The following is a 22162-nucleotide window of genomic DNA, read 5'->3' on the forward strand; positions in this document are numbered from 1 at the left end:
GTGTGGTTACGCCGCGCGGGTGCTGCGGCGGGGGCGACGCCCCTTGGGGGCAGCGTTGGCAAAGGGCCTGCCGGCGGGCTTTGCGCCCTGCCCCGGCCCACGGCCACGACCGGCACCGGCACCGGCGTTACCGCCGCCACCACCGCGCTGCGGCTTGACCATCTTGACCGCGCGGGGGCGCGTGCCAGAGGCGACGGGGATCTCCGCCTTCATCACCTTTTCGATCTGCACCAGCAGGTCGACTTCTTCGGCGCAGCAAAACGCGATGGCCTCACCCTCTCGTCCGGCGCGCGCGGTGCGGCCGATCCGGTGGACGTAGTTGTCGGGCGTGTCGGGCAGCTCATAGTTGATCACATAGGCAACGCCCGGAATATCGATCCCGCGCGCGGCCACATCGGTGGCGACCAAAATGTTGATCTTGCCATCGCGGAAGCCATTTATGGCGCGATCCCGCTGTCCCTGGCTCTTGTTGCCGTGGATAGAGGCCGCGTTGAAGCCATCGGCCACCAGCCCGGTCATCAGCTTTTCCGCGCCATGCTTGGTGCGGGCAAAGACCAGCGTCAGCGCCGTGGGGTCACGCTGCAGAATTTCGCGCAACACCTTGGGCTTGTCGCCCTTTTCCATGTAGCGCACCGATTGCGTCACCTTGTCGGCGGCCTTGCCCGGGGGCGAGACCTGCACCTTGCGCGGGTTGGTCAGATAGGCGCGCGACAGCTCTTCCATCTGCTTTGGCATGGTGGCCGAGAACAGCATGGTCTGGCGCGGCGTGCCCAGCTTTGGCGCGATGCGGCGCAGCGCGTGGATGAAGCCGAGGTCGAGCATCTGGTCGGCCTCGTCCAGCACCAGATGACGGGCTTGGCGCAGATCGACCGCGCCGCGATCCATCAGGTCGATCAAACGGCCCGGCGTGGCCACCAGAATGTCGGTGCCGCGCGCCATCACGCCGATCTGACGGTTGATCGACTGGCCGCCGACGACCGTTGCTATCTTGATGGGCGTGTTGATCGTGAAGACCCGCAGCGCGTCCGAGATCTGGTTCACCAGTTCGCGCGTCGGTGCAAGGATCAGCGCCCGCGCCGTCCGCGTCTGGGGGCGGGTATCTTCTTCCATCAGATGGGCGATCAGCGGCAGACCGAAAGCCAGCGTCTTGCCGGTGCCCGTCTGTGCAAGACCCAGAATGTCGTGACCGTCCATCGCCAGCGGAATCGCCTGGTTCTGGATCGGGGTGGGGGTGTCAAAGCCGCCGGCCTTGAGCGCGTTGAGCAGAACCTTGTTCAGGCCAAGCATGTCGAAATCGAACAAATTGTATCCTTCCGGGCGCCGCGTTCAACGCAAGCGCCACAAGTGTGCCACACGCTTTGCGCACGGCAATCGAGGGTGCGACCGGGCCGCTCATCGGCACGATCGTCAGAACCCTGCGTGAGTGGGACCTGGGGGAATTCAGCTGGCGCCGTCAGGTGCGCGGGCAGACCCTCGTCGGATCATGCCCGTGCCCCGGCTGCTCACGCGGCAGCGCGGCGACATGAAGGGCACATGCGGGTTTGGGCCGCACAAGTCAAGCCTTGCGACCCTTTTCCTTTCGCCATGCTTCCTTTATGGCCCATCCATCCATTACCCCGAAGGATCAAGGACTATGGGATACCGAGTCGTCGTCGCTGGGGCCACGGGCAACGTGGGCCGCGAAATGCTGAACATCCTCGCCGAACGGGAATTTCCCGTGGACGAGATCGTGGCACTGGCCAGCCGCAAATCGCTGGGCAGCGAATGCAGCTTTGGCGACAGGACCCTCAAGACCAAGGATCTCGACACCTTCGACTTCACCGGCTGGGATATCGCCCTGTTTGCGGTCGGCTCCGAGGCGACGGCGATCTACGCGCCCCGCGCCGCCAAGGCGGGCTGCGTGGTGATCGACAACTCGTCGCTCTACCGCTACGACCCCGACGTGCCGCTGGTGGTGCCAGAGGTAAACCCCGAGGCCGTGCTGGGCTATTCCAAAAAGAACATCATCGCCAATCCGAACTGTTCCACCGCGCAGATGGTTGTGGCGCTCAAGCCGCTGCATGACCGCGCCACCATCAAGCGTGTCGTTGTCTCGACCTATCAATCCGTGTCGGGCGCAGGCAAGGAAGGCATGGACGAGCTGTGGGATCAGACCAAGGGCATGTATGTGCCGGGTCAGGAACGCGCGCCCAAGAAGTTCACCAAGCAGATCGCCTTCAACGTCATCCCGCATATCGACAAGTTCCTCGACAGCGGCGAGACCAAGGAGGAGTGGAAGATGGTCGCGGAAACCAAGAAGATCCTCGATACCCGCATCAAGGTCACGGCGACCTGCGTGCGCGTGCCCGTCTTCGTCGGCCATTCCGAGGCGATCAACATCGAGTTCGAGAACTTCCTCGACGAGGATGAAGCCCGCGATATCCTGCGCGAAGCGCCGGGGGTCATGGTGATCGACAAACGTGAGGATGGCGGCTACGTCACCCCCGTCGAATGTGTCGGCGATTACGCCACCTTCATCAGCCGCATCCGTCAGGACAGCACGATCGACAACGGCATCAACCTTTGGTGCGTGTCCGACAACCTGCGCAAGGGCGCGGCGCTGAACGCGGTACAGATCGCGGAAACGCTGGGCAACCGGGTCCTGAAAAAGGGCTGAGGGCGCCTGTCACGACCACACAGACGGCCGGTCAGGGCTTCCCCCGACCGGCCGTTTTCCGTTGCGCCCTTCGGCAATCCCCCGCCACCGTCTCCTCGTTCCGGATTCCCCCCATTGTGCGGCGGCGCGTCAGGGCGCACCCATGATGCGGGACCGCCACCACCAAGGAGCATCAGACGATGCGTTTCGCCCTTTCCCTTACCGCCGCCCTCATGACCAGCACCGCGGCGCTGGCAGATGACATCGTAATCCGCGCCGATATCGCCGAGGCGACCGTCTTCCTCTCCGGCGCCGAAATCACCCGGCGCGGCCGCGTCAGCGTTCCGCCCGGCACCCACCGCCTGCTCATCGCCATGCCCGACGCCGCCCAAGCCGAACGGATCGAGGTGTCAGGCCCCGAGGGCCTCACCCTCGGCGCGCCACAGCAGCTTTCGGGGCATGTGATCGCCGAAGGGGCGCTGGATGACCCTCAACAGGCTGCAGCCCGCGCCGCGGTCGAGGGCGCACGGGATGCCGTTCAGCAGGCGCAAGACGACCTGACCGCCGCCGACGCCGGCTTGCGCGCGCTCGAGGCGCAACTCTCCTACCTCTCCGCTCTGGCCCGCGGCGGCCCCGAGGGTGCGACCATGCCCACCGACCCCGCCACCCTACCGCAGCTTCTGGCGACGCTCGGGGCGGAAACCGCCCGCGTTCAGGCTGAAACCCTCGCCGCCCAGATCGCCCGCCGTGATCTGGCCGAGGCGCTGACAGACCGGCAGGCCGACCTCGCCGCCGCCACAGCGGATCTTGCACGCCTGCGCCCCCTCGGCGCCGCCATCGACGTGATCGAGATCGCGGTCATTTCTCCGACCGAAACCGAGGCCGAGATCACCGTCGACTACCTCAGCTATGGCGCTGGTTGGGAACCGGGTTACGAAATCCACCTCGACAGCGAAAGCGGCGCCCTGACCGTGGAGCGGTTCATCGCCGTCTACACCTCAGGCGCAGCGCGCTGGCAAGATGTCGCGATGACCTTCTCCACCTCCGAGCCGAGCCGCCAGCGCCAGCCTTCCGGCGTCTTCCCGACACCCGCACGCATCGCGGAACCCGCCCCCCCGATCAACGCCGGGATCGGTGCGCTGGCCCAGAACGAGGCGCGCTTCGCCGATGCCTTGCCAACCCCGGTCATGGAACCCGCGATGGTCGCCACCTTGGCAACCCCGCAGACCGAGGGCCTGTCGCTCAACTACGCTTACACAAGCCCGGTCAGCATCGGGCCGAGCGGGCAGGCCATGCTGCCCTTCGACACCCTCGCCCTCGAGACCGAGACCGAGGCGCGCGCCATCCCGCGCAGTGATCAAACCGCCTTCCTCATCGCGATGGGCCGCAACGACACCGGTGAGCCGATCCTGCCCGGCTACACGGCCTTCTTCCGCGACGGCGCCCTGATCGGCGAGGACATGATTGGCCTGATCGCCGACGGGGCGGAGTTCGAAATGGCCTTCGGCCCGCTCGACCACCTGCGCCTGATCTGGATCGACCGCTCCTTGGCCGAGGGCAACAGGGGCCTGTTCACCAGTTCGACCACCCAAGAAAGATCCATCTCCTTCGGGGTCGAAAACACCTCCGGCAGCGCCGAACAAGTGCGCCTGATTTACGCCACCCCCTTTGCCGAACAGGAAGATCTGGAGTTGGACCTGACGCTTTCGCCCGCGTCCGACGCCCGCGACATCGATGATCTGCGGGGGGTGCATGCGTGGGACCTGACGGTCGCCCCGCGTGAAACGGTTCTGGTCGACATGCAGGTCCGGCTTGCCTGGCCCGAAGGACAGATCCTGACGTGGTGGCCGTAACACACCCGGGCAAGATGGCCCGCGACCGCCCTGGCACATACCGAGGCGGTCGCAATGCCTAGAACCGTTCGGCCCTGAGCACTTCGCAATCGGTGACGCTGACCACCCCGATATGCCGCTCCACCACGGCAAATGCCGCGTCCAGCAGCGCGTCCAGCCGCTCGGGCCGGATGATGCAGACCACGCAGACCATCCCGCGCGCCCGGCTCACCTGCCCCTCACGGCTCCATTGCCCGGACCGGCCCGATCCGCCCAGCACCGGCAGCACGGTGAAGCCCGTCACCCCTGCCTTCACCAGCGCATTGGTCAGCCGCGTCTCCATCACCGCCTCGATGGTGATCTCGACCCGTTTCGCCTCATGGGTCTGCATATCTCAGGCTCCGGTCACGAGGCTGGCGACCGCAAGGTAGAGCGGGATGCCAACCGTCAGGTTGAAGGGAAAGGTGACGCCCAAGGACAGCGTCAGGTAGACCGATGGGTTCGCCTCGGGCAGCGCCACGCGCATGGCGGCTGGCACCGCAATATAGCTGGCCGAAGCGCAGAGCGTCATGAACAACACCACGCCCCCCGTGGACAGGCCCAACAGCAGCCCTGCGCCAAGGCCCAAGACCGCCCCGATCGGCGGCATGATGACCCCGAAGAGGAACACGCCCGGCGTCAGCACCGACCGCGCCTCGCGCAGGCCGCGGCCCGCGACCAACCCCATGTCGAGCAAGAACAGGCACAGCACGCCTTGAAACGGCGCGACGATGAAGGGGGCGACCATCGCCATCCCCTCGGCCCCTGTGATCCAGCCGATCAGGAAAGACCCCACCAGCAGCACGATGGACCCGTTGAGCAGGATTTCCCGCATCAACCCCTCCTCCATCCCTGCGGATTTGCCGTAGCGCGCGATCAGCCACAGCGCCGACAAGATGGCGGGTGCCTCCATCACCGCGGCGACGGCAACCATGTAGCCCTCGGAACTCAGGCCGGCCGAGCCGATGACCGAGGTCGCTGCGACGAAGGTGACGATGGAGATCGAACCGTAATGCGCCGCCACTGCCGCCGCATCGGTCACGTCCAGCCGGGTCATGACCCTGAGGAGCCCAAAGGCAATCATAGGTATTGCAAAGGACAAGATCAGCCCCGCCACCAGCGACAGGATCAGCGTCGCGTCGATGCCGTGATCAGCGACGCTCGCCCCGCCCTTGAAGCCGATGGCGAAGAGCAGATAGATCGACATGCCCTTGGCGATGGCCTCGGGGATCGACAGGTCCGACCGCGCAAAGGCCGCCAGCAGGCCCAGCGCAAAAAACAAGATGATCGGCGACAGCAGATTGCTGGCCGCCAGAGCCAGAATCCCATCCATGGAGTAACCCCCGTTCGCACCGCCGTCGGACCCGTTTAAGGGCAGATGCCTGCGCGGTAAAGCTCAGCCCCGCACGAAATGCCGCACCGCGCCGTCAAAGGTTTCCAGATCCATCTCGGCCAGATCTGTCCAAAGCCCATGCAGCGTGATCTGCCCCGCATCCACGGCCTTGGCGACAAAGGGATAGCCCAGCAGGTTGGCCAGACTGACCTCGATCCCTTCCTTCTCCAGCGCGGTCTGCCGATCCTCGGGCACCTCGATGTCGGCGATCCGGGCCACGCCGGGGCGCAACACATCCAGCCAGCGCCCGATGAAGCTTTCGCGCTGCTCGAATTCCGGGGCCTCCCCCGCGCACATCGCCAGACAGCCGCGCACCCCGCCGCAATTGGAATGGCCCATGACGATGATGTGGCTGACCTTCAGGAACTTGACGGCAAACTCCACCGCCGCCGCCGTGCCGTGGTGCTTGCCGTCCGGCGTGCAGGGCGGCACCAGATTGGCGATGTTGCGGTGCACGAATACCTCGCCGACCTGCTGGCCGAAGACCGCCTCGATGGCGACACGGCTGTCGCAACAGGCGATCACCATGGCGCGCGGCGTCTGCCCTTGGATGGCAAGCCTGCGGAACAGGTCACGGTTCCCCGGAAACTCGTGCGTTTTCCAGTCCTTGTAGCGGTCGAGCAGATAATCGGGCAGGGACTTCACACGGTGCATGTCGATCCTTTGTGTCTCTCACGTCCCGGTTGAATAACCCGGATTGAGCGCAAATTGGAGGTTCTTCTTGTCACCAGCCTAAGCCTTTCTTCAGACCATTCCCTGATCCTTGCGCCTGCCCGTGGTGGGGTGGAACGTGGAGCGAAAGATGAAGGCGGGAGTCGTCGACCTTCCGCTGGGGGAGCCTGCGCGGTTCAACCCCGGCCAATTGGAAAAACTATGCGACGCGCTGGGCGAGTTGCGGGCCGAGGCCGAGGTTGCCCATGCCCTCGACCGACTGGCTACCTTGCTCGACGAGGTGGCGCGCCTCGGCCGACATGGCGACGCCGGTCACCTCGAGGAGGTTCTGGCGGCGTTGGTGCGTGATGCGCATCTGATCGGCATGGCGACACTGGCCCGCGTCGCGCGCAGCGTCCTCCATTGTCTGGACGCTGGCGATCCCACGGCGTTGGCGGCCACGATGGCGCGGCTCAACCGTGTGGGCGACCGGTCGATCCATGCGATCTGGGACCTCGAGGATCTTTCGGGCTGAGGCCACTTGCGGCGGCGGGGACGGGCGCTAGTGTGCGGCCCGAACAGCCAAGGCCCGATCAACATGACCCAGACCCTGCGTTTCGCCGCCCCCGATGCCGATGCCATCGCGCTGCACCTTGTCGCACCAGATGGGCTAGACGCCGTCTTGGCCGCCCTGCCCGAGGGGCAGCGCATATGGGCGCAGCACCATGGGTTCGCGGCCGGGTTGGCGCAGGTCTGCGCCCTTCCCGGCGCTGTTGGCCGGCCCGATGGCATCTTGATCGGGCGCGGCAAGGCTGCGGACCGCGCAAGGCAGCGCTTTGCCATCGGCGCGGCCATCGCCGCCCTGCCCGAGGCCAGCTATGCCTTGGCCACCCCCCTTGACGGGGCCGAGGGCGAGGAAATCGCACTGGGCTATTTGTTGTCGCTCTACCGCTTCGACCGCTACCGGGCGCAGACCCTGCCAAAGGCCCGCCTTGTAGCGCCCGCAGGTGTCGACACCGCCCGGCTGGAACGCATCGCGGCCGCCGAGGCGCTGACCCGCGACCTGATCAACACCCCCGCCGAGGATATGGGCCCGGACGCGCTGGAGGCCGCGGCGCGTGCGCTGGCCGGACAATTCGGCGCGGCAATCGACGTCATCGAAGGCGAGGACCTGCTGGCCCGCAATTTCCCGCTGATCCACACCGTCGGCCGGGCGGCGGCCCGTGCGCCACGTCTGATCGACCTGCGCTGGGGCAGCGGCGCACGCAGCCTGACGCTGGTGGGCAAGGGCGTGTGTTTCGACACCGGCGGCCTGAACCTGAAGCCGGGCGCGTCGATGGGCCTGATGAAAAAGGATATGGGCGGGGCCGCGACGGTTCTGGGTCTGGCACAGATGATCATGGCCGAGGGCCTTGATCTGTCGCTGCGCGTGCTGATTCCGGCGGTGGAAAACGCCGTCGCGGGCAATGCCTTCCGCCCCGGCGACATCTTCACCGCGCGCAACGGCAAGACGGTCGAGATCAACAACACCGATGCCGAGGGGCGGCTGGTGCTGGCCGATGCGCTTGTCTTGGCCAATGAAACGCCCGCCGATCTGACGATCTCCATGGCGACGCTGACGGGGGCCGCGCGCGTGGCCGTGGGCCCCGATCTCGCGCCCTTCTTCACCAATGACGAAGGTTTTGCCGCGGCGCTGTCACAAGCCGCCGCACAGGTCGCCGACCCGGTCTGGCGCCTGCCCTTCCATGCGCCTTACGAGACGATGATCGAACCCGGCATCGCCGATCTGGACAACGCACCCTCGGGTGGCATGGCGGGGTCGATCACGGCCGCGCTGTTCTTGCGCCGCTTCGTGCCCGACGTGCCGAAATACGCGCACTTCGACATCTACGGATGGTCCGCGTCCAACGCGCCCGCGCGGCCCAAGGGCGGCGTCGGCATGGGGGCGCGCGCGATCTTCCGCGCGCTGGTGGACGGGCTTGCCCCATGACGCTCGACCCGCGCGTGACACCCAGCAACGGCCGCGTGGCCCATGTCTCGCTTGAGGGCGAGGTGGAGGCCGAACGCTTCGTCAAGGGCCGCTGGATGATGGTCCAGCAACCCATGGTCAACATCACCGACACACCGCGCGGTGCGCGCGTCAGCCAGCTGTTGTTCGGCGAACGCTTCCTTGCGCTGGAAACCGACGAGGGGTTTTCCTTCGGCATGGCCGAGCGCGACGGCTATTGCGGCTACATCCTGTCGGGCGCGCTGACCGGGGCCGAGGAGGCGACGCATTGGGTCGTGGCCCCCGCGACCCACCTTTACCCCAAACATGACATCAAGACCGCGCCCGATGTGGCCCTGTTCTTTGGCAGCCGCGTCAAGGTCACCGGCGAGCGCGACAGGTTCTGCCGGATCCAGACCGGCCATTACATCCCGGCTCAACACCTGATGCCCGTCAAGGCGCGGTTTTCCGATCCTGTGGGCATCGCTGACCTGTTTCTGGGCACGCCTTACCTTTGGGGCGGATGCAGCCGCTGGGGCATCGACTGTTCCGGGCTGGTTCAGGCGGCGCTGGCGGCCTGCGGCCTCGACTGTCCGCGCGACAGCGACCAGCAAGAGGCTTCATTGGGCGACCCGCTGCCCGAGAGTGCCCCCTTGCAGCGCGGCGATCTGGTATTCTGGCGGGGGCATGTGGGCATCATGGCGAACGAGATCATGCTGCTGCATGCCAATGCGCACCACATGGCCGTGGCCTATGAGCCGCTCGACGAGGCTGTCGCGCGGATTGGGGCGCGGGAATTCGGGGATGTCACCTCGATCCGGCGCTTGCCGAGGCTCGGCGCCGTCTGACCCGCGCCAGTGGCTGCGCTAGGGCTGGCTGTCGGCGACAAGGATCAGGTTGTCCACCGCCCACAAAGGGCCGTCAGGCGCTGGTGCCTGACCCGGCGCCGCCAGTGGCGTGATCGTCACGGTCAGGATGTCGCCGGGTTCACGCACGGACAGTTCGATGCGCAGACGCTCTTCGGCAAGGGCAGGATCGCCCGCGGCGAACCCCTGTTCCCTCGGCCCGTCAAGCCTCGCCCGCAGGGCAAGGCTTCCATCGTTCATCGGGGCAGGTGCAGCAGGCCGATCAAGACCCGGACGCGAGGTGAACCGGTGCTGCAGAACTTCTAGATCACCGATCGCAACGCTCAGACCTTGAAGCGCCCAGTCATCAATGGCGATCAGGTCAAGTGAGAGGACGGCCCGAATCGTGCCTTCGGGCAAAGCGATGTCGCGCGTCAGGACGACATCGGAAGGCTCGACCAGCCAGATGGCCCCGAGACCGGGATGATCGTCATTTCGCAGGCCGGCAGACCAGCCTGCATCATCACCGACGCCCGAAGCATGATCCTCGAACAAGACCAGCGTTTCGGTCTCGGACAAGGTCCGCAAGCCACCGACCTGCGTGCCGAACAGCGCCTGTGCGGCGGGCGTGCCGGTGCGCACCATGGCGCCTGCAAGCAGGGCAAGAGCCATCAGGCCGACAGCGATCATGGCCCAATCGGGGCTGGCAATCCCCCGGCGGCCATAAGGACGGAAGGAGCCCCCCATATGCAAACATCCAAATTCTACCCCAGTTTAACCATGATTGGGGTCAATTGCGGCATAATCTGGGCAAGCTTGGGGTGCTTTGAAAGCACAGTTTTGCGATGCAGGACGATCATGACCTAAGTAGCAGGATTGTTGGCGTTTCAGGCGGAATAAGGCACAGCACGGCGACCGTCAGCCGATCTTGCCACCCCTGTCGCCAACCTGCCCGCGATGCAGCAGCAGGTGATCGAGCAAAACGCAGGCCATCATCGCCTCGCCCACCGGAACGGCGCGGATGCCGACGCAAGGGTCGTGGCGGCCCTTCGTGACGATCTCGGTCTCTTCACCGGACTTGGTAATGGTCTTGCGTGGCGTGAGGATCGAAGAGGTCGGCTTGACCGCGAAGCGCACGACAACATCCTGCCCGGTCGAGATGCCGCCAAGGATTCCCCCCGCGTGGTTCGAGCCGTAGACCGGGCCGGCCTCACCCATGGAAATCTCGTCGGCGTTCTGGCTGCCGGTCAGCGCGGCGGCGGCCATGCCGTCTCCGATCTCCACGCCCTTGACCGCATTGATCGACATCATCGCCGCCGCCAGATCCGTGTCGAGCTTGCCGTAGATCGGCGCGCCAAGGCCCGCGGGCACGCCCGAGGCCACAACCTCGATCACCGCGCCGACACTGTCGCCGGATTTGCGCAAGCCGTCGAGATAGCTCGCCCAATCCTCGGCCGCCTGTGCGTCGGGCACCCAGAAGGGGTTACGCTCGATCTCAGCGGCGTCAAATAGCTCACGGTTGATGCCGTTAGGGCCCATCTGAACCATGTAGCCGGTGATCGTCAGCCCCGGCGCCAGTTGCGCCAGCGCGGCCCGCGCCACGCCGCCTGCGGCCACCCGTGCAGCGGTTTCGCGCGCGCTGGACCGCCCACCGCCGCGATAGTCGCGGATACCGTATTTCTGCCAATAGGTGATATCGGCATGACCGGGGCGGAATTTCTCGGCGATGTCGCCATAATCCTTGGACCGCTGGTCGGTGTTGCGGATCATCAACTGGATCGGGGTGCCGGTGGACAACCCCTCGAACACGCCCGACAGGATTTCCACCTCGTCGGCTTCGCGGCGCTGGGTCGTATACTTGTTCTGCCCCGGCTTGCGCCGGTCGAGCCAGTGCTGGATCGCCTCTTCCGTCACCGGGACGCCGGGCGGGCAGCCATCGACGGTCGCGCCCAGCGCGGGCCCGTGGCTTTCGCCCCATGTCGTGACGCGGAACAGGTGGCCGAAGGTGTTGAGGCTCATCGCGCGGGCATCCCTGATGGTTCGGCCCACGGCCTAGCGCCCTGCGGCGAAAATGCCAAGCCGCTTGCGCCCCGCAAAGCCGGGCGCTACGTCTTGGAACACCTCGGGGTGGCCTGTCTTTGGCCTGAGATGCGCAAACTGATGCGCGAACCCGTTGAACCTGAACCGGTTAGGACCGGCGGAGGGAAGGTTTGCGGGCCAGTTCACGCCCCACGCTTCACTTCGCCCGTCGCCATGGAGGAGTGAGACATGAGACACACCATCATCGCCACGGGACTGTCCATTTTTGCGGGCGCAGCCTTTGCGCAGACCCCCGTTTTGACAGTCTATACTTATGACAGCTTCGTATCCGACTGGGGCCCCGGCCCGGCGATCGAAGAGGCGTTCGAGGCGCAATGCGGCTGCGACCTGCAATTCGTGGGCGCGGGCGATGGCGCGGCGCTGCTCGCGCGCATCCGGCTGGAGGGCGCACAAACCGAGGCCGACGTGGTCCTCGGCCTCGACACCAACCTGACGGCGGCCGCGCGGGAAACGGGTCTTTTCAGGCCCCATGGCATCGCGGCCGAGGGGCTGACCCTGCCCATCGCGTGGGACGATGCCGATTTCCTGCCCTTCGACTGGGGCTATTTCGCCTTTGTCCATCGCACGGATCTGACGAATGCGCCCACATCGCTGGAGGCGCTGGCGGCCTCGGATGTCTCCATCGTCATTCAGGACCCGCGCTCCTCCACGCCGGGGCTTGGGCTGTTGATGTGGGTGCAGGCAGCTTACGGCGACCGCGCGGGCGAGATCTGGGAGGGGCTGTCCGACAATATCGTCACCGTCACGCCGGGCTGGTCCGAGGCCTATGGCTTGTTCCTCGAGGGGGAGGCCGACATGGTGCTGAGCTATACCACCTCCCCCGCCTATCACCTGATCGCCGAGGAGGATGCGGGCTTTGCCAGCGCCGCCTTCTCGGAAGGGCATTACATGCAGGTCGAGGTGGCAGGCATCCTTGCCAGAACCGATGTGCCCGATCTGGCGCGAGACTTCATGGAATTCATGATCTCGCCCGGGTTTCAGGATGTGATCCCGACGACGAACTGGATGTATCCGGCCACAGCCGTCACCCTGCCGGACGGATTCGAGGGTCTGACCATGCCCGAGCGCGCGCTGCTGCTATCCCCCGAAGAGGCGGCGGCGGTGCGGGATGAGGCGGTCGCCACATGGCAACGCGCGCTCGCCCGCTGACGCCGATACATTGGCTGGGCGCGGCTTTTGCCGCGCTCGCCGCGCTCTGCGTTCTGGGGCCGCTGGCGGCGGTGATGTTGCGCGCCGACTGGCCGCCCGCCTTGGGCCCGGCGGATTGGGCGGCGGTCCGGTTCACCTTGCTGCAAGCGGTGCTTTCGGCGGCGGTCAGCGTGACGCTGGCCATTCCCGTGGCCCGCGCGCTGGCGCGGCGCGATTTTACCGGGCGGCGGGCGCTGGTGACGCTGATGGGCGCGCCCTTCCTCTTGCCGGTGATCGTCGCGGTTCTGGGACTGCTGGCGGTCTTCGGTCGGGCGGGCTGGATCAATGCGGGGCTGCAGGGCATCGGTCTTGGGCGGGTCGATGTCTACGGGCTGCAGGGCGTGGTGCTGGCGCATGTGTTCCTGAACCTGCCGCTGGCGGTGCGCCTGCTGCTGCAAGGCTGGCAGGCCATCCCGTCCGAACGGATGCGGCTGGCCACCGCGCTGGGATTCTCGGGGCCCGACATGCGCCGCCATTTCGAGCGGCCATTGCTGCGTGCGATCCTGCCCGGGGCCGCGCTGCTGATCTTTCTCATCTGCACCACCAGTTTTGCCGTTGCGCTGATCCTTGGCGGCGGGCCAGGGGCGACCACGGTGGAGCTGGCGATCTATCAAGCCTTTCGCTTCGATTTCGATCTTGGGCGGGCGGCGCTTCTGGGGCTGGTGCAGGTGGCGATCTGCCTTGGCGCCGCTGCCCTCGCCTTTGGGGCGATCCGCGGGCAGGAGGTCGGGGCGGGGCTGGACCGCCCGCCCATGGGCTGGCCGGGTGACGGCCTTGTCTCACGGCTGGGCGACACCTTGGCCATCGGGACGGCGGCCATCTTCTTGCTGTTGCCACTGCTGGCGGTGCTGCTGCAAGGACTGCCGGCACTGGCAGACCTGCCGGTCGGCGTGTGGCAAGCGGCGCTGCGGTCAATCGGTCTGGCTTTGGCCTCCACCGCTCTGGCCCTGTCCCTGGCACTGCCCATCGCCCTTCTGGTCGCGCGGCTGACCCGGCCCGGTCTGGTGGAGGCGCTGGCCTTTCTGACCATCGCCGTCTCTCCGCTGGTCGTCGGTACCGGGCTGTTCGTGCTGATCCGGCCGTTGGCAAACCCTGTGGCGCTGGCCTTGCCGATCACGGCGCTGGTCAACGCGCTGGTGGCTCTGCCCTTCTTGCTGCGGGCGCTGGTGCCGGCCGCCACCGCGGCCGAAGCGACGCAAGGCCGTCTCGCCGACGCGCTGGGGCTGCGTGGGGCCGCCCGGCTGCGCCATGCCATCCTGCCTCGGCTCAAACGCCCGCTGGGGTTCGGCGCGGGGCTGGCTGCGGCCTTCTCGATGGGTGATCTGGGGGTCATCACGCTGTTTTCGACGCCGGGGCAGGGCACTTTGCCGCTGGAGATGTACCGCCTGATGGGCGCTTATCGGACAGATGACGCCCAAGGCGCGGCGGTGCTGCTTTTGGCGCTGACGCTGGGTCTATTCTGGCTGTTCGACCGTGGGGGGCGGATGGATGCTGACACTCGATGATCTGAGCTTCTCGCAAGACGGCTTTACCCTGTCGCTGTCGGGGAAGGTGGCGAAGGGCGAAAGGCTGGCGCTGCTGGGTCCGTCCGGCAGCGGGAAAAGCACGCTTCTGTCGCTGATCGCGGGGTTCGACTGGCCGGATGCGGGGCGCGTCGCGTGGGAGGGGCGCGACATCACGCAAGCCGCGGTGGCCGACCGGCCAGTGTCGATCCTGTTTCAGGATGGCAACCTTTTCCCGCATCTGGATGTCTTCGAGAATGTCGCACTGGGTCTGCGGGCGTCCCTGCGCTTGTCCGGGGCCGAGCGGGAACGGGTCGAGGAAAGCCTCGCGCAGGTGGGTCTGGCGGGCTATGGCGCACGGCGGCCCGCGGCGCTGTCGGGCGGGCAACAGGCGCGGGTGGCGCTGGCGCGGATGCTTTTGCGTGACCGCCCGCTGGCGCTGCTGGATGAACCCTTTGCCGCACTCGACCCTGGGCTCAAGACCGAGATGCTGGCGCAGGTCTCGGACCTGAGCGCAGCGCGGGGCCTGACCATGGTGATGGCCTGCCACGACCTGCGCGACGCGGAACGGCTTTGCGACCGGGTCTGGCTGCTGGATGACGGGCGCAAGGTGCTGGATGTGCCGCTGGGAGGGCTGCGCGATGCGCCGCCCGAGGCGCTGCGTGCGTGGTTGTGATCCGCAGGGTGCGGCTGAGGGCGCAGGCTGCGGATCACCCCGAAACGAAAAACGCGCCCGATGTGGGGCGCGTTTTCCGATTTGGGGGTGATCAGCCTCACTCGGCCGGCTGTGAGCCCTTGACGCGCGCCTTGACCGGCGCCCAGAGGCGCTTGTTGGACAGGTAGAGCAAAACGGACAACAGCCCCAGCAGAATGACGGCGGTAAAGCCCATCTGCTTGCGCGCCATCAGATGCGGTTCCGCCGCCCAGGTCAGGAAGGCCGCCACGTCGAGCGCCATCTGCTCTTCGGTGGCGGGGGTGCCGTCACCGTATTCCACGGCACCTTCCCAAAGCGGCGGGGCCATCGAGATGTAGCCGCCGGGGAAGGTTTCGTTGCCGTAGAGCACCGCGCCGAATTCCTCGCGTTCGGACCCGGTGTAGTGGGTCAGAAGCGATGCGAGGTATTCCGGACCGCCCATGCCGCGGAACAGCGGATTCAGGCCCAGACCGTAAGGTCCGCTGAACCCGGCCCGCGCCTTCGTCATCAGGCTCAGATCCGGCGCCCCGGCCGAGGTATTGGCCGGAAAGTTGTCGTTGGGGGTCGCGGCACGCCAATCCTGCAGGTCGGAGTCATAGACCTCGATGTAGTTCTGCTCGATGTAGGCGCGCACTTCCTCTTCGGTGAAGCCCGGTCCGCCCTCGTCGGCGAGGGTGCGGATCGGCACGTAGCGCAGGCCGTGGCAGGCCATGCAGACCTGCGTGTAGACCTGCAGGCCGCGCTGCAACTGCACCTGATCGAAGCGCCCGAAAGGCCCCTCGAAGGAAAAGGCATAGTCTTCGACGTAGCCCGCACCGCCCGCGGCCAGCGCTGCCCCCGAGGAGAGGGCGAGCGTGGCGGCCGTGGCCGTGCTGATGGCAAGTTTCCTGAGCATCCTCAGATCCTTTCTCTCACTCGGCCGGAGTGGGCGCGGCGGAAGTGATCCCGCCATGGCCACTGCCGTCTTTGCCGTAGTGCGCTTTGAAGTCTTCCTCGATCGTGGCCGGCGGGGTCGTCGGCTTCTCGATCACGCCCAGAAGCGGAAGGATCACGAGGAAATAGGCGAACCAGTAGGCGGACCCGATCAGCGCGATATAGGGGTAGATCCCTTCGGCCGGCATCGCCCCCGCCCACATCAGGACGAAGAAGTTGACGATGAAGATCCAGAACCACCACTTGAACATCGGGCGGTAGCGGCCGGACCGGACCGACGAGGTGTCAAGCCACGGCACCAGCGCCAGCACCACGATCGAGCCGAACATCGCGATCACGCCGAAGAACTTTGCGTCGACGATCCCCGCGGTCAGGAAATCGACCGCGATGACCAGCCAGACCTCACCGTCGAAGGCGCGCAAGATCGCGTAGAAGGGCAGGAAATACCATTCGGGCACGATATGTGCGGGCGTGACCAGAGCGTTGGCCTCGATGTAGTTGTCGGGGTGGCCAAGATAGTTGGGCATGAAACCGACGATGGCGAAGAACACCGCAAGGATCACGGCCAGCGCGAACAGGTCCTTGATCACGAAATAGGGCCAGAACGGCAGGGTATCGGCCTCGGCTTCCTTCTTGGACGTGCGGCGCACCTCGACCCCGGTGGGGTTGTTGTTGCCGGTCGTGTGGAAGGCCCAGATGTGCAAGATCACGAGGCCCAAGATCACGAAGGGCAGCAGGTAGTGCAGCGACAAGAAGCGGTTCAGCGTGGCATTGTCCACAGCCGGCCCGCCCAGCAGCCAAGTCTGCAGCGCTTCGCCCACGAAGGGGATGGCGCCGAAGAGACCCGTGATCACGGTCGCGCCCCAAAACGACATCTGACCCCAGGGCAGAACGTAGCCCATGAAGGCGGTGCCCATCATCATCAGGTAGATCAGCATGCCGATGATCCACGTCACCTCGCGCGGGGCCTTGTACGACCCGTAATAAAGACCGCGGAAGATGTGCAGATAGACCGCGACAAAGAACAGAGACGCGCCGTTCTGGTGGATGTAGCGGATCGCCCAGCCACCGTTCACGTTGCGCATGATGTGTTCGACCGAGGCAAAGGCCATGTCGACATGCGGCGTGTAGTGCATCACCAAGATGATGCCGGTGATGATCTGCAAAAACAGGGTGAAGGTCAGGACGATGCCCCAGATCCACATCCAGTTGAGGTTCTTGGGGGTCGGAATCATCAGCGTGTCATACATCAGGCCGACGATGGGCAACCGACGGTGCAGCCACTTTTCAGCGTTGCTGTTCGGTTCGTAATGGTCGTGGGGAATTCCGGACATGAGCGCGTTTCCTCCGGGTCAGCCGAGCAGGATCGTGGAGTCGTCCACGAAGGCCGCTACGGGAATATGCAGGTTTTCGGGCGCAGGCCCGCGACGGATGCGGCCTGAGGCGTCGTAGTGCGAGCCGTGGCACGGGCAGAACCAACCGTTGAAGTCACCGGCACCATCCCCGATGGGAACGCAGCCAAGGTGTGTACACACGCCGATCTGAACCAGCCATTCGCCGGTGTTCTCGCCCTCGTAGGGGGGCAGCGTGCGGTTGAGGTCGGTCGCTTCGGTCGCGTCCACGTTGGGGTTGCGCGCCTGACGGTCGACAAGATCGGACAGCTCGACAGTGCTCGCCTCGGCGATCGCCTCGGGTGTGCGGCGGCTGATGAAGACCGGCTTGCCGAGGAAAAGAACGGTCAGCTGGGTCCCTTCCGTCACGCCGGATACGTCGACGCGCATCTGGCTGGCGGCCTGAACATCGGCCGACGGGTTCATCTGGTTCACCAGCGGCCAGACAGCGGCACCCGTGGCCACGGCGCCGACACCGGCGGTAGCGTAGTAGAGAAAATCGCGGCGATCGCCGCCTTGGTCTTCGGCGTGTGACACGGTTTCGCGTCTCCCCTTGTTCTGGGCCCGGAAAAGGCGGGACCTCGAAAGCTAGAGCTGGCGCAGGGACTCGGCCCCCGCGCCTGGATAGCGTCGGATGTATGCCTCAAGATTATAGGCGTCCAGCGGACAAACGCGCGCATCTACGCCGAAATGTCGCAGCACTGTCGCGATTTACACAAAACCGCGCAGCCCTGAGGCGAAGTTGGCGACGGCGACTGCCGCAAGGATTGAGCGGCGGGACAGACGGCCTGCGTTCGGGCCGCGCAGCTTAGGCCAGCGGACAGCGCATCAGCCGGTGCAAGATGCCCGATCCATCGTCGTATTCGGGACCTTCCGCGACAAAACCCAGCCTTTCATAGAAACCGATCACCGAGACTTGCGATTCCAGAACTGCGGTGCCGAACCCCGCGGCGCGGGCATCTTCCAGCACATGCAGCATCAGCGCCCGGCCAAGCCCAGTGCCACGCGCATCGGCCATCACGGCGACACGACCGATCTTAGCCTCGCCATCGCGTGCGATCAGCCGGGCCGTGCCCATCGGGCAGCCGTCGCCCGCCGCAAGGTAATGGGTGCAGGTCGCATCCGCGGCGTCCCATTCCTCGGCCTCGGGAATGCCCTGTTCCTCGATGAAGACGGCGCGGCGCACGGCAAAGCATGCCACGCGCGCAGCCTCAGTTTCTGCGCGCGCAATTTTCATGCGGGCATCACGCCGGGGCTGTTGCCGACATTGCGGGGCGCGTGGCGAAGCCGGCCTCCCATGCCGCCAGTGCGGGACGCCCGGCGCGCCAGTCGCGCGCAGCATGGCGCAGGTCCAGATAACCCAGCGCACAGCCCACCGCGATCTGGCCCATGTCGAGCGGGCCTGCCAGATGGCTCATCCACTGCCCCTCGATGGCATCCAGCGCACGGCTGACCTTGCCCCATTGCCCCTCGACCCACGGCGCGAAGCGGATTTCCTCGGGGCGGTACCGTTCTTCGTAGATCATGCCCACCGCGGCCTCCATCATCCCGTCGGCGGTCGCCTCGAGCGTCAGGACCTCCCACAGCCGCGCGGCCGGGTAGAGCGTGCCGCCCCGCGTCGCGTCGAGGTAGCGGGTGATAACCCGGCTGTCATAAAGCGTCGGGCCCTCATCACGCACCAGCGCGGGGATCTTGCCCAAGGGATTGGCGGCATTGATCCGGTCCTCGCCTTTAACGGGCGAAGTGGCGACCTGTTCGAAGGGGATGTCGGTGATCCCCAGTTCGGCGATGACGACGCGCGCCTTGCGCGCGAAAGGCGACAGCGGCGAACCCAGAAGAACGTCGCTCATGCGATCCTCCGCAGGCGCAGCCGGGCAAGGGCACCGAGGTCAATCTCGACCCCCGGTCCGGTGGTGCCCAGACGTATGCTGCGCGTCCAGCGCGCGGTCGCGTTCATCTGACCCGGCGCATGGCCGACACGGATGCCCGCAGGAATGCGGTCCATGGCAGCTTCGGCGGCCGGGGGCACGGTCTGCGCGCGCGCGCGGCGGGCAGCGGCATAGGCAATGGCGGCAACTGCGCCATAGCGGATCGCCGCAACGGCGATCGGGGTAAACGGAATGGCCAAGGCGCAACCTCCCTTGCGGCGATGTCTGGCCTCAGATGTAGGTGATCAGCGCACCCTTGTCTATTTCCGGCACGCCGCCCGTCATCAGCGCCGAGAGCGTTTCGACCTCGTGTCCGATGGGCGAATAGCGCACCGCCTCGGCGGCGGCTTCGCGCGCGCTGTCGGTCTTGTTCTGGTTCAGCTTCCACGTGCCGTCGATCTGCTCGACCACAAAGCGGAACGGCAGGATCTGGCGCATCATCCGGTCCAGCGTCTCGGGCGGCATCTTGGCCGTGGTCCATGGCTTCTTGGGCACCAGCCGATCCTCGAACTGCGCCGAGACACGGTCGAGATGCTCGCGCATGTCGCCCGGATCTGCGGGGTGGAGCTGGCCACGCAGATGGACGGCGACATAGTTCCACGTCGGCACCTGCGCCGGATCACCGTACCAGTCGGGCGAGATGTAGCCGTCAGGGCCCATGACGGCGATCACAGCAGGCGTGGGGCCGGTCACAGCGCGCGCGATGGGGTTGGACCGCACAAGGTGCAACTCCGCCTCGGTCGCGGCCTCGTTCAGCCAGAACGGCACATGGGACAGCAGAGGCGCCGGGTCGCCGTTGAGGCAGAGCGTGCCAAAGCCCCGCCTGCGCGCCAGAGAAATGTTGAGAAACTCCGGTTCCTGGCGGAAGGCTGGGTTCGGATGCATGACAAGACCCTTCACATGGAAAAGGCCGCGCCAAGCTGGCGCGGTCAGACGGTAAGCTGGCGACCGTCGTGCCCGGCGATCCGGACGGTGACGATTCTGCCTGCGGTGTGATCCGCGTCGAATGCCACTTCGGTAAACTGTTCCGTGCGGCCCATGCGGGCGTTTTCCATCAAGATGTGATGAATCTGCCCTACCTGCGCGCTCAGATGCGCGCGCAGTCGCGTCTCACCAGCGGCGCGCAATCGGGCGGCCCGGTCCTTGATCGTGGCGCCGTCGAGTTGCGGCATGCGCGCGGCCGGCGTGCCCTTGCGGGGCGAATAGGGAAAGACATGCAACCAGGTCAGACGGCACTCCTCGACCAGCTTCAGCGAGTTGTTGAAGGCGACATCGGACTCGGTCGGAAAGCCGGCGATGATATCGGCACCAAAGACCATGTCGGGGCGCAGGCACCGTGCCTCCTCGCAAAAGCGGATGGCATCATCGCGCAAGTGTCGGCGCTTCATCCGTTTCAGGATCAGGTCATCGCCATGCTGGAGCGAGAGGTGCAGATGGGGCATCAGCCGCGGTTCGGTGGCGATGGCCTGCATCAGGTTCGGGTCCACCTCGATGCTGTCGATGGAACTGATGCGCAGACGCGGCAGGTCAGGCACCAGCCGCAGGATGCGCATCACCAGATCGCCCAGCCGCGGCGCGCCCGGCAGGTCCGCGCCCCAACTCGTCAGGTCGACGCCGGTCAGCACCACCTCGTTGTAGCCGCGATCCACCAGCCGCTTGATCTGGTCGACCACCACACCCGCGGGCACGCTGCGTGAATTGCCCCGGCCGTAGGGGATGATGCAAAACGTGCAGCGGTGGTCGCAGCCGTTTTGCACCTGCACATAGGCGCGCGACCGGGAGCCGAACCCGTCGATCAGGTGGGCAGCGGTTTCGCGCACCGACATGATGTCATCGACCTGCACGCGCTCGGTCTCGCCGATGAGGTCGGCGGCCATTGCGGTCCATGTCTCGGGGCGCATCTTCTCGGTATTGCCGATGACGCGGTCGACCTCGGGCATCTTGGCAAATGTCTCGGGCTCGGTCTGGGCGGCGCAGCCGGTCACGATCAGCGTCGCGTCGGGGTGGGCGCGGCGCAGGCGGCGGATGTCCTGGCGCGCCTTGCGCACGGCCTCTGCCGTCACGGCGCAGGTGTTGACGACAACCGTTTGCCCAAGGCCCGCCGCGGCGGACATCTCGCGCATCGCCTCGGTCTCGTAGGCGTTCAGCCGACAGCCCAGCGTATGAAAGACGGGGGTCATCAGACGCCTGCCAGCCAGTCGGGGGTGAGGGTGCCCGCGAAGACCGTGGCGGTCGGGCCGGTCATCCAGACGCCATCATCGCGCCAGTCTATGGCGATATCGCCGCCATCGAGCGTGATGGTCACGCGCCGCCCGGTCAGCCCGCGGCGGGCGGCGGCCACCGCGACCGCGCAGGAGGAAGACCCGGAGGCCAGCGTGATCCCCGTGCCCCGTTCCCAGACCCGCATCCGGAGGTGGTCAGGGCCGATCAGATGGGCGAACTGCACGTTGGTGCGCTCGGGGAACAGCGGATGGTGCTCCATCCGCGCGCCCATCGTCGCCAGATCCACCGCCTCGGCATCCACGACAAAGAAGCTGCAATGCGGGTTGCCCATGCCGGTGGCGACCGGGTCACCGGGGATGGGCAGGTGCAACAGGTCCACATCTTGCGCCAGCGGCACGCCCTGCCAGTCCAGCACGGGCTGGCCCATGTTGACCGAGGTGAGGCCGCCCCCCGCATCTTGCGCCTGCAGAACCCCGCGTTCGGTCCTGAGCGTCAGCGCCGCCTTGCCCGTCCGCGCCAGTTCCCGCGCGGCGATGCAGCGTGTGGCGTTGCCGCAGGTCGACGACAGGCTGCCGTCGGCGTTCCAGAAGGTGAGGTGCAGATCGGCATCGGTGCCGGTCTCGATCAGCGCCAGCTGGTCAAAGCCCACGCCCCGGTGACGATCCGACAGCGCACGCGCGAGCGCAGGCGTGACGGCGGCGTCGGTTCCGCGCGCGTCGATCACCACGAAGTCATTGCCAAGCCCATGCATTTTCAGGAAAGGCAGGCCGGAAGGGGGCAGCATGTCAGACATGGTCGCGCATATACGCCGCCTGCGACGA

The 22162-nt window shown here is 66.3% G+C and carries 23 protein-coding genes and 1 riboswitch; of the genes, 8 read left to right on the top strand and 15 right to left on the bottom strand.

Features of this window, described 5'->3' with window-relative positions; all coding sequences use genetic code 11:
- Positions 1-6: 6 nt before the first annotated feature.
- Entirely contained in the window at positions 7-1302 is a 1296-nt protein-coding gene (locus C7455_RS13010) for a DEAD/DEAH box helicase (protein WP_109668905.1), read from the bottom strand.
- Between the two features lie 331 nt (positions 1303-1633).
- Here C7455_RS13010 and C7455_RS13015 point away from each other — a divergent pair, with 331 nt between their 5' ends.
- Entirely contained in the window at positions 1634-2656 is a 1023-nt protein-coding gene (locus C7455_RS13015; protein WP_109668907.1) for an aspartate-semialdehyde dehydrogenase, read from the top strand.
- 179 nt (positions 2657-2835) lie between these two features.
- Positions 2836-4488 (top strand): DUF4139 domain-containing protein, encoded by a 1653-nt coding sequence (locus C7455_RS13020; RefSeq protein ID WP_109668909.1) that lies wholly within the window; start codon positions 2836-2838, stop codon positions 4486-4488.
- Positions 4489-4546: 58 nt separating this feature from the next.
- Here C7455_RS13020 and C7455_RS13025 read toward each other — a convergent pair whose 3' ends face one another.
- The 3 genes from C7455_RS13025 to C7455_RS13035 all read right to left on the bottom strand — a co-directional run bounded on the left by C7455_RS13025 (position 4547) and on the right by C7455_RS13035 (position 6553).
- Positions 4547-4858 carry a P-II family nitrogen regulator gene (locus tag C7455_RS13025; RefSeq protein WP_109668911.1) on the bottom strand — a complete coding sequence of 104 codons (312 nt, stop codon included), beginning with the start codon at positions 4856-4858 and terminating at the stop codon, positions 4547-4549.
- Positions 4859-4861: 3 nt separating this feature from the next.
- On the bottom strand, positions 4862-5839 hold the full coding sequence (locus C7455_RS13030) for a sodium-dependent bicarbonate transport family permease (protein WP_109668912.1): 978 nt from the start codon (positions 5837-5839) through the stop codon (positions 4862-4864).
- 63 nt (positions 5840-5902) lie between these two features.
- Positions 5903-6553, bottom strand: a complete 651-nt coding sequence (locus C7455_RS13035) for a carbonic anhydrase (RefSeq protein ID WP_109668914.1) — start codon at positions 6551-6553, stop codon at positions 5903-5905.
- A 148-nt stretch (positions 6554-6701) separates the two neighbouring features.
- Here C7455_RS13035 and C7455_RS13040 point away from each other — a divergent pair, with 148 nt between their 5' ends.
- The 3 genes from C7455_RS13040 (at position 6702) to C7455_RS13050 (ending at position 9385) form a co-directional block, all read left to right on the top strand.
- Positions 6702-7085 (top strand): hypothetical protein, encoded by a 384-nt coding sequence (locus C7455_RS13040; RefSeq protein ID WP_109668916.1) that lies wholly within the window; start codon positions 6702-6704, stop codon positions 7083-7085.
- A 63-nt stretch (positions 7086-7148) separates the two neighbouring features.
- Complete coding sequence (locus C7455_RS13045) at positions 7149-8540, top strand: leucyl aminopeptidase family protein (RefSeq protein WP_109669168.1); 1392 nt, start codon at positions 7149-7151, stop codon at positions 8538-8540.
- Positions 8537-9385, top strand: a complete 849-nt coding sequence (locus C7455_RS13050; RefSeq protein ID WP_109668918.1) for a C40 family peptidase — start codon at positions 8537-8539, stop codon at positions 9383-9385. The genes C7455_RS13045 and C7455_RS13050 overlap by 4 nt, the downstream gene beginning before the upstream one ends.
- A gap of 18 nt (positions 9386-9403) precedes the next feature.
- Here the strand turns inward: C7455_RS13050 and C7455_RS13055 are convergent, their stop codons facing one another.
- Both C7455_RS13055 and aroC read right to left on the bottom strand, forming a co-directional pair.
- Positions 9404-10054, bottom strand: a complete 651-nt coding sequence (locus tag C7455_RS13055; protein ID WP_146199999.1) for a hypothetical protein — start codon at positions 10052-10054, stop codon at positions 9404-9406.
- A gap of 246 nt (positions 10055-10300) precedes the next feature.
- Positions 10301-11401, bottom strand: coding sequence for a chorismate synthase (aroC, locus tag C7455_RS13060; protein WP_109668922.1), 1101 nt, complete (start codon positions 11399-11401; stop codon positions 10301-10303).
- A 94-nt stretch (positions 11402-11495) separates the two neighbouring features.
- A riboswitch (TPP riboswitch) is annotated at positions 11496-11605 on the top strand.
- A gap of 45 nt (positions 11606-11650) precedes the next feature.
- On the opposite strand from aroC, the gene thiB reads away from it, so the two are divergent.
- Genes thiB through C7455_RS13075 form a run of 3 tightly spaced genes read left to right on the top strand, consistent with a single transcriptional unit; the run spans position 11651 to position 14848 of the window.
- Positions 11651-12631 carry a thiamine ABC transporter substrate binding subunit gene (gene thiB / locus C7455_RS13065; protein WP_109668924.1) on the top strand — a complete coding sequence of 327 codons (981 nt, stop codon included), beginning with the start codon at positions 11651-11653 and terminating at the stop codon, positions 12629-12631.
- The gene (locus C7455_RS13070; protein WP_109668926.1) at positions 12607-14175 is read left to right on the top strand and encodes an ABC transporter permease family protein; all 1569 of its coding nucleotides are present in this window, start codon (positions 12607-12609) and stop codon (positions 14173-14175) included. Before thiB ends, C7455_RS13070 begins: the two co-directional genes overlap by 25 nt.
- Complete coding sequence (locus tag C7455_RS13075; RefSeq protein ID WP_109668928.1) at positions 14159-14848, top strand: thiamine ABC transporter ATP-binding protein; 690 nt, start codon at positions 14159-14161, stop codon at positions 14846-14848. The genes C7455_RS13070 and C7455_RS13075 overlap by 17 nt, the downstream gene beginning before the upstream one ends.
- A gap of 97 nt (positions 14849-14945) precedes the next feature.
- Here C7455_RS13075 and C7455_RS13080 read toward each other — a convergent pair whose 3' ends face one another.
- The 9 genes from C7455_RS13080 to dapF form a co-directional block, all read right to left on the bottom strand.
- On the bottom strand, positions 14946-15761 hold the full coding sequence (locus C7455_RS13080; protein ID WP_109668930.1) for a cytochrome c1: 816 nt from the start codon (positions 15759-15761) through the stop codon (positions 14946-14948).
- A 16-nt stretch (positions 15762-15777) separates the two neighbouring features.
- Positions 15778-17133, bottom strand: a complete 1356-nt coding sequence (locus C7455_RS13085; RefSeq protein WP_109668932.1) for a cytochrome b — start codon at positions 17131-17133, stop codon at positions 15778-15780.
- Between the two features lie 18 nt (positions 17134-17151).
- Complete coding sequence (gene petA, locus C7455_RS13090) at positions 17152-17727, bottom strand: ubiquinol-cytochrome c reductase iron-sulfur subunit (RefSeq protein WP_109668934.1); 576 nt, start codon at positions 17725-17727, stop codon at positions 17152-17154.
- 271 nt (positions 17728-17998) lie between these two features.
- Positions 17999-18427 (bottom strand): GNAT family N-acetyltransferase, encoded by a 429-nt coding sequence (locus C7455_RS13095; protein ID WP_109668936.1) that lies wholly within the window; start codon positions 18425-18427, stop codon positions 17999-18001.
- A gap of 7 nt (positions 18428-18434) precedes the next feature.
- Positions 18435-19040, bottom strand: coding sequence for a glutathione S-transferase (locus C7455_RS13100; protein ID WP_109668937.1), 606 nt, complete (start codon positions 19038-19040; stop codon positions 18435-18437).
- Complete coding sequence (locus C7455_RS13105) at positions 19037-19318, bottom strand: hypothetical protein (RefSeq protein WP_109668939.1); 282 nt, start codon at positions 19316-19318, stop codon at positions 19037-19039. Before C7455_RS13105 ends, C7455_RS13100 begins: the two co-directional genes overlap by 4 nt.
- Positions 19319-19349: 31 nt before the next feature.
- Entirely contained in the window at positions 19350-20003 is a 654-nt protein-coding gene (locus C7455_RS13110; protein WP_109668941.1) for an FMN-binding negative transcriptional regulator, read from the bottom strand.
- Positions 20004-20047: 44 nt separating this feature from the next.
- Entirely contained in the window at positions 20048-21298 is a 1251-nt protein-coding gene (gene mtaB / locus C7455_RS13115; RefSeq protein ID WP_109668943.1) for a tRNA (N(6)-L-threonylcarbamoyladenosine(37)-C(2))-methylthiotransferase MtaB, read from the bottom strand.
- Positions 21298-22134, bottom strand: coding sequence for a diaminopimelate epimerase (gene dapF / locus C7455_RS13120; protein WP_109668945.1), 837 nt, complete (start codon positions 22132-22134; stop codon positions 21298-21300). Before dapF ends, mtaB begins: the two co-directional genes overlap by 1 nt.
- Positions 22135-22162 lie beyond the last annotated feature (28 nt).

Origin of the sequence: Roseicyclus mahoneyensis (assembly GCF_003148775.1) — a bacterium.
Classification (GTDB): Bacteria; Pseudomonadota; Alphaproteobacteria; order Rhodobacterales; family Rhodobacteraceae; genus Roseicyclus; species Roseicyclus mahoneyensis.